Here is a 6,333-nt window from a genome sequence, read left to right as displayed (position 1 = left end):
TGAATGGAATTTAAAGATTGTATCAAATATTATCAAAAATATCTCAACGGGGAAACAGATGCTGTAAATCAACTATTTACAGCATCTGCAAAACACCTATTTTAATAAGATACGCAGATCCATATTTTTATGACGCGCCATTAACTGGGCTATATACAACGAACGGGGGAATACATTCAACTCATTATGACCTTCCCATATACCATCCTGCCGATCGGTGAAATGCCCGGGATATTTTTCTCCCTTCATACCGATATTATAATTATTACCGGAAGTCCACGGATTTTGTACCGCAGCACGTTTCACCCGGCAATTCCACAATACCTGAGTAACACCTGCCCAGCCATGACCGCTGCCCATTTTTCCACGGTCCTGTACATTTATCTCGCCGTCCGTCACAATATTATCATACAAAGTCCCCACTGCCCAACGGTGGTGAGGTCCTATATCCGCATAAGTTTGAGAAGCCGTACAATTATAAAAGACATTCGGTCCGCACACGCGGGCACCTGTCACGTAATCATGACGCCCTTCCGTACTTTGGCAATTCATGAAAAGATTCTGTTGTCCCCAATTATTAAACGAATAGCGCAAGCCGCCCGTTATGACCGACTTTGTTTCGAGACAGCGGCAATTCGCTACCGTCACATTTTTGGCAAAACGTTCGCAACTTACCGCAGAGTATCCGAAATAACGGCAGGTAAGATTGCGCGCCCAGCAGTTTTCCACCTTATCGAACTGAACGCCTATCCATCCGTGGCGGTTGTCCTCGTAGTGTTCGAACTCCGATTCCAGGCACATGTTGCTTACCCCTACCTCACTGATGCGATCGGCAAAGGTGTACTTGAATATCTCACCGCCGCCATACTTCTCTTCCATCTGCATGACAATCGGATTGTCTATATGGATGCAGTCGCCCTCTATCTTCACGATTTCCCGCTCAAAAGAGAGGTTGTACTCCTGAGGTGTCCACTGACGGGTTCCTTTGCGCTCTACGATTTGGTCCATCTTTATATCATGTATCCAGTTCTGCGTTCCCGGACGATACACGATAATACGGTCGCCGACTTTATAACCGGCAGCCGAAGAGACATGGAAAGAGTGAGTGCCGACAGGAACAAAAGCGTCCGTAATCTTAGTACGGGTGCCGGGCACTTCTTCCATTCTACCCTTACCGCTTACTTGAATCAAAGAAAAACGTTCTTTGCCCTTCGCCAGCAACCGGGTTTCATGCACATTCTCTCCCTCTCCCATCAGAACAACGCCGCCCACCGTTATCCGAATGCTTCCATGCACATGATAGACACCGCGTTTTAACAATACCGTTCCGCGATGCCCGTCCTTATCGGGAGCCATACGTGAAACTTCATCGATGGCATTTTGGATATTCTGACGGTTATCCACATTCTCAATCGGAGACACAACTTTTGTTACCGGATAATGGGGAATCGATTTATCGCCATGATGATACCCCACCCTGCTAAAGTCGGGAATTGTATTCCCCTGTTTGTCCGGATAATAGGTCAGTATTCCTTCCGGGGTTATTTTCACAAGAGACGACTGCCACCCCGGTGGTAATTTGGTTTGCGCAGAAAGCCCCATACAAAAAACAGCAACTGTGATACCGCTGATTAATTTACTCAAGTATTCCATACATGTTTTATTATTGATTGATATAAAATTTCGATTTCATTTTCCTACAATTGCCCGCATCCATCGGATAATAATCTGCCTACATGGCTCACGGCTCTTGCCGCAGTGCCATCCCGTCTCGTATTTACAGGCATCCTATTTCACCGCATCGCGGATATTCTTAACCGTTATCTTTTCTCCCGCAACGGTTGAGAACTGCAACCGTCTGCCGTATAAGATTTCCGAAGGTTTTCCATTTCTAATAATCCGTACAGAGTGGTCTCTCCACGGATTTTCCATTTCGCACACCCTTCCTTGTTCGCTTACAATATCCACGTCTTGTATAATTCCATCCTTAAGAGAGGCGGTAATCAGAAATGCCCCATACGCCCTCAGGCATGTAAAAGAGGCGTCTTTCCGGCGATTCCAATTCGGAAAAATCCGAACGACCCCTTCATAGCTTTGAAGCAACATTTCATTAATGGTCAAAGGCACTGCCGCAAGGGTTTCAATACCTCCCCCGCCTTGCACAATCCAGCCATTGGGGTGTACATCCATTTCTATCCGCTGTTTCATACGGGCAAGTACTTCATCGGCAGGATACCCTACGCGTACGGCACCCGGATAGCAAGTTTCGATTCCGTTATTCAACGTATTCCCCCAGTCACCTTCAATGCGTTGCTTTTGCGTCCAACGTTCCACATCTCCCAACAACATGGCATTGAAGACAGAGTCCGTAACCGGTCCCATGACCCCTCCCGGCAAAATCAGCCCATGAATAGAGACACGGTTCAATCCGTATGGCACAACTTCCCTGTTTTGAGGTCCGCGTTCCATATTCTTCAAACTCAAACGCCCGTCCGACATACCTACAGGATAATCGCTCAGTTTCTTCAAAATGTCTGCCCAGCGGGCATGCCGCGCCTCATCCACTGCCAAAAAAGCGCTCATATCCAGCATACCTTTGAAAAGCATCCGTACAAGCCCGAGGGAAAGCGTGGAGTTAAAGTCTCCGAGTTTATCGCGCCAGATACCACCGTTGCGTTTGTTCGGCATTACTTCATTAAAATGATCCATACGGATGACATAGCGCCCGTCTTCCAATGAGAGATAGTCCTCCCAAAAATCAGCACAAGCCAGCAGATAAGGATATACCTTCTGCGCATACTCCTTATCATAAGTACTATAATGACGCATCAACATATTGCCGACACTGAAGACCGCATTTATCTTCTGACCTAAAAACTTATACCCGTCGTCTATGGTGTTCTCGCGGGTCGCATACTTCTCCTGCATCTCTTCCGGAGTCAAGGGCCACATGGATGTGCACAACCCTTTAGGACCTATGCCGACAGGATAATAAATGCCGTTGCAATCCAATAATTTCCGTGCATGCTTCCGGCCTGCTTCCGTATAATCCAGCACAGGTTGGTCAAAGTTTTCCGTTAGGCAAATGTGATTGGACGAATAAGAAGCCCAATAAGGTGCCTGATAGTTATAGTTCAAATGATAATCGCCACCCCACGCAGCCTCGTCGCGCGTGATAAACGGTCCCCAGATGCCGGGCGCGAATTTCCCCTTGCGGGAAGAGCAGGCAAAAAGATATTGTGATTGATAATAGTATTTCTCAAAATAACCGTCACCGATTTCAACATGCGATAACTTCCAGAAATCCGCCCACCATGCCTGATGTTCCCGTTTCAGCCGTTCGATTGCGACATCCGTTATCTCTGCGGCTTCGGATATCGCTTTATTTTTCCAATCTTCGGTATCATGATTGGTATATGCGGTTATCACCAACCTTACCGTTTCATCCGGATTTAAAACCAACTCGTCTTTATCCGTGTTCATAGCCAATGCCACATGAGTGGACCAGCTCAATAGTCTTGCATTTTCAAACGAGCGGCTCACCCATACGACAGGGTTCTTCCCCCGGGCGGTTGCCGATGTATTTCCCTCCGCCGCCCAAAGACGTATACGGGCTGTCTGCCTTTTATCGGATTTCAGTTCGATAACAATCTTATTGGCTGTAGCCGCCACCCATGCAGACAGGTGTACACGGCAATCTTCGGTAGCGAAAGCCGCCGTTATTTCGGCACTTCCCGGCAACTGTTCCGCATAATAAGAGGCGCCTTTCAAATCTTTCAGTGAAATATCCAGCCCTCCAGGGAGCGCGATGCCGCCGGGATAGACAGGATATGCCCTCCAAAAATCATTCTTCCCTATATAAAAGCGCAAGCTATCGGGCGTTCCGCCCATCGTTATACCGATATCCCCGTTGCCTGCCAAAGGAGCGTCGGGGGTTTTGACAGTAGGCACATGCTGCGGCGGATTGGTGAATATGACCTTGTAACGGTCCATAGGTTGCTGAGCTTGAACTCCGGCAATGCCAAATGCAAACAGCAGCACAAAAAGAAAAGCCTTATTGATATTCATATGTAACTTATTTATTGTTTTGTAAACAAAAATAAGGGGTTCATATCAATAAGGCTTGCACTATTATTTCAATCGTTTGAAATAATGCCTCAACTACAAAATAATATTATAACTTACTGATTGTCCTTTCCTTCCGGACATAGGAACGGTCAGCTCTTTGCTGTCAAGTTTCAGCCTGACGGCATCACTGCCCTGAGTAGGTTCGGCACACCACATATTATAGCCACCGCCCTCTTCACGAAGCATGTATATACCCGGCGTATAAATATCCAGGGAATGACCGGAACTTAAAACCAAAGAAACGGGCTGGTATGCCGTAATACAATAAGTCTTTTTCTCCTTGAGGTAAACAGCTTGAACAACCTCGTCGTTGCGAAGAATCCGGATAGAAGACAAATCAAAATGTGCGGTCGCAGCCCGGCTTACGGCAGGCAACACAAGATATTGGTATGTTTTCTTCTTCGGAGAAACCCCATGTTCCACATAGATTGAGGCGACTTCTCCGGTCACCGTTTTGGGACGATACATCTGCATTACATCATGCCAGCGTCCCGAACGTTGCGCTACCTCAGCCACACAAGGAGAGGAACCGTCACTCCACACGATATAACCCGTATTGTTATGGAAAAAACGTTGTTCGGCATTTGCCGACTGCCATTTATCGGATACTTCATGCCAAGTTCCATCCTGCAATACGCTTAAATCTCCCTTTCTATGACACTGCTCTATGGCGGTAGTAACTACCAAATTGCTGTCGGCGTGTATGCCGGCTCCCAGGCAAAGCATATAATCATCCATAAATATCCAGGACTTACGTGCCTTTATGCCTGCACGGTCAATCTCCATAGCCGATACTCCCTGCGTGCCGTCAGACACCCCACCCACAAAAGCCGCAGCATTGCGCGGACGGTATTTCTGAATTACAGGCATGGGAGCATCCGATTGAAAGGTTGTCACACCGGGTATTTTCCGCCAATCCCAAAGAGGAAATATATCCAGGTACTCATCCCCGTCCCGATAGACGTAAGTGGCGCCATCCGCCATATAAAAACCTTTCATATTATCCCCATTCATCATTTCCACCCCAACCACACGGTCGGAAGCCATCTTTACGGAAGCCATCCACTGAGGCGTGCGATGGATGGTATAGTCCGATTGCCAGAAATGTTTATGTCCGGTCAACGGGTTTTGCTCCATCATCCCATAATTTTCCTGCAACAGATTACGTGCAACCGAAATACATTGTCCGGACTCTCCGCCACCTAATTCTGATGCGGAAAAAGCAAGGCTCAACGCTTTATGGACCTGGGCATGATGGAACAACTGACGGCCCAATGAGCTCACATCCATCTTCCCTTTCCACACGGTCCAACGATAACCTTTATCTATTAAAGTACTGATGATTGCCAACTGCCGTTCGTCGAAAGCCAATGAAGTACCGGCAAAAACTCCCGAGAAGAAACTCATACCGGATACAAAAGAGAGACCGTAATTGCCGAATTGCTGCTGGGCGCCATGCTGGTGGAAAGACCAATCGTCTTTAATACCTTCAGTCCTTCCCGTCACAATCTCCGAAGCAATTGTATCCCGTGCCATCTTCACCAGCCCGGCATCGTTTTGAAGCAATGCACGCATCATCACATTACCGGCAAGCCACACCTTGTTCTGTCCGGTCATGCCGAACTTCGCATTCTCCATTACAGTCATGGCAGCCTCTTTTTCCTCGGCAGTCAGCTTTTGTTCAAACAAGATAAACGCGGTGCCCAATGTTTTCGGAATGCCAATCTGGTTATACCACCAATTCAGGCATACGGGCTTTGAGGAGAACCAATAGCCCAAAGCCCTGTGGATGGCTTCCTCCACTTTTGCAGACTGATAGTAGGACGTCTGTTTGGAGCGGTACACTTTCACCAATTCCAGAATGCGCTCGGCATGCATCTTGGGTTCCCAACCGGAACGCTTTTTATCTTCATAATTGATATCCGGCCATGCCCCGTTGTCTGACAACGAAGCGATATAGAGTGCCATTTTTTCCTCATTAAGAGGGTAACGTTGATGCAACTCCACCACTACCTGGTCGGAGACTTCGTCTTCCGGCTCTATGGATGAAAGAACCGATTTCAGATGAAAGGGATCCGCATCCGAAGGTATCAACAACGTGGCGAAGTTCTGCTTGATTCTTGATAACTCCTTATGGGAAACCGCTCCCACCGACCACGGCAGGCAGAGCAGGAATATACTTGCAATTATTTTACGGGCAAACAT

The 6,333-nt window shown here is 47.5% G+C and carries 3 protein-coding genes; all 3 read right to left on the bottom strand.

The genetic code is table 11. From position 1 onward, the window contains the following. Positions 1-96: 96 nt before the first annotated feature. Positions 97-1,602 carry a hypothetical protein gene (locus QZ327_RS07345; RefSeq protein WP_294618383.1) on the bottom strand — a complete coding sequence of 502 codons (1,506 nt, stop codon included), beginning with the start codon at positions 1,600-1,602 and terminating at the stop codon, positions 97-99. Positions 1,603-1,788: 186 nt separating this feature from the next. Further along, positions 1,789-4,068, bottom strand: coding sequence for a trehalose hydrolase (locus tag QZ327_RS07340; protein ID WP_294618373.1), 2,280 nt, complete (start codon positions 4,066-4,068; stop codon positions 1,789-1,791). A gap of 93 nt (positions 4,069-4,161) precedes the next feature. Beyond that, a complete protein-coding gene (locus QZ327_RS07335) occupies positions 4,162-6,333 on the bottom strand; it encodes a polysaccharide lyase 8 family protein (RefSeq protein ID WP_294618371.1) in 2,172 nt (723 codons plus the stop codon).

Source organism: uncultured Bacteroides sp., from assembly GCF_910578895.1.
In the GTDB taxonomy this organism is placed as follows: domain Bacteria; phylum Bacteroidota; class Bacteroidia; order Bacteroidales; family Bacteroidaceae; genus Bacteroides.
This window is presented reverse-complemented; position numbering and strand designations above follow the sequence as displayed.

What these genes read in the sequence shown, in the direction of transcription:
- QZ327_RS07345 (WP_294618383.1), bottom strand. Translation starts at nt 1,602, where the DNA reads ATGGGGCTTTCTGCGCAAACCAAATTACCACCGGGGTGGCAGTCGTCT.
- QZ327_RS07340 (WP_294618373.1), bottom strand. Translation starts at nt 4,068, where the DNA reads ATGAATATCAATAAGGCTTTTCTTTTTGTGCTGCTGTTTGCATTTGGC.
- QZ327_RS07335 (WP_294618371.1), bottom strand. Translation starts at nt 6,333, where the DNA reads ATGTTTGCCCGTAAAATAATTGCAAGTATATTCCTGCTCTGCCTGCCG.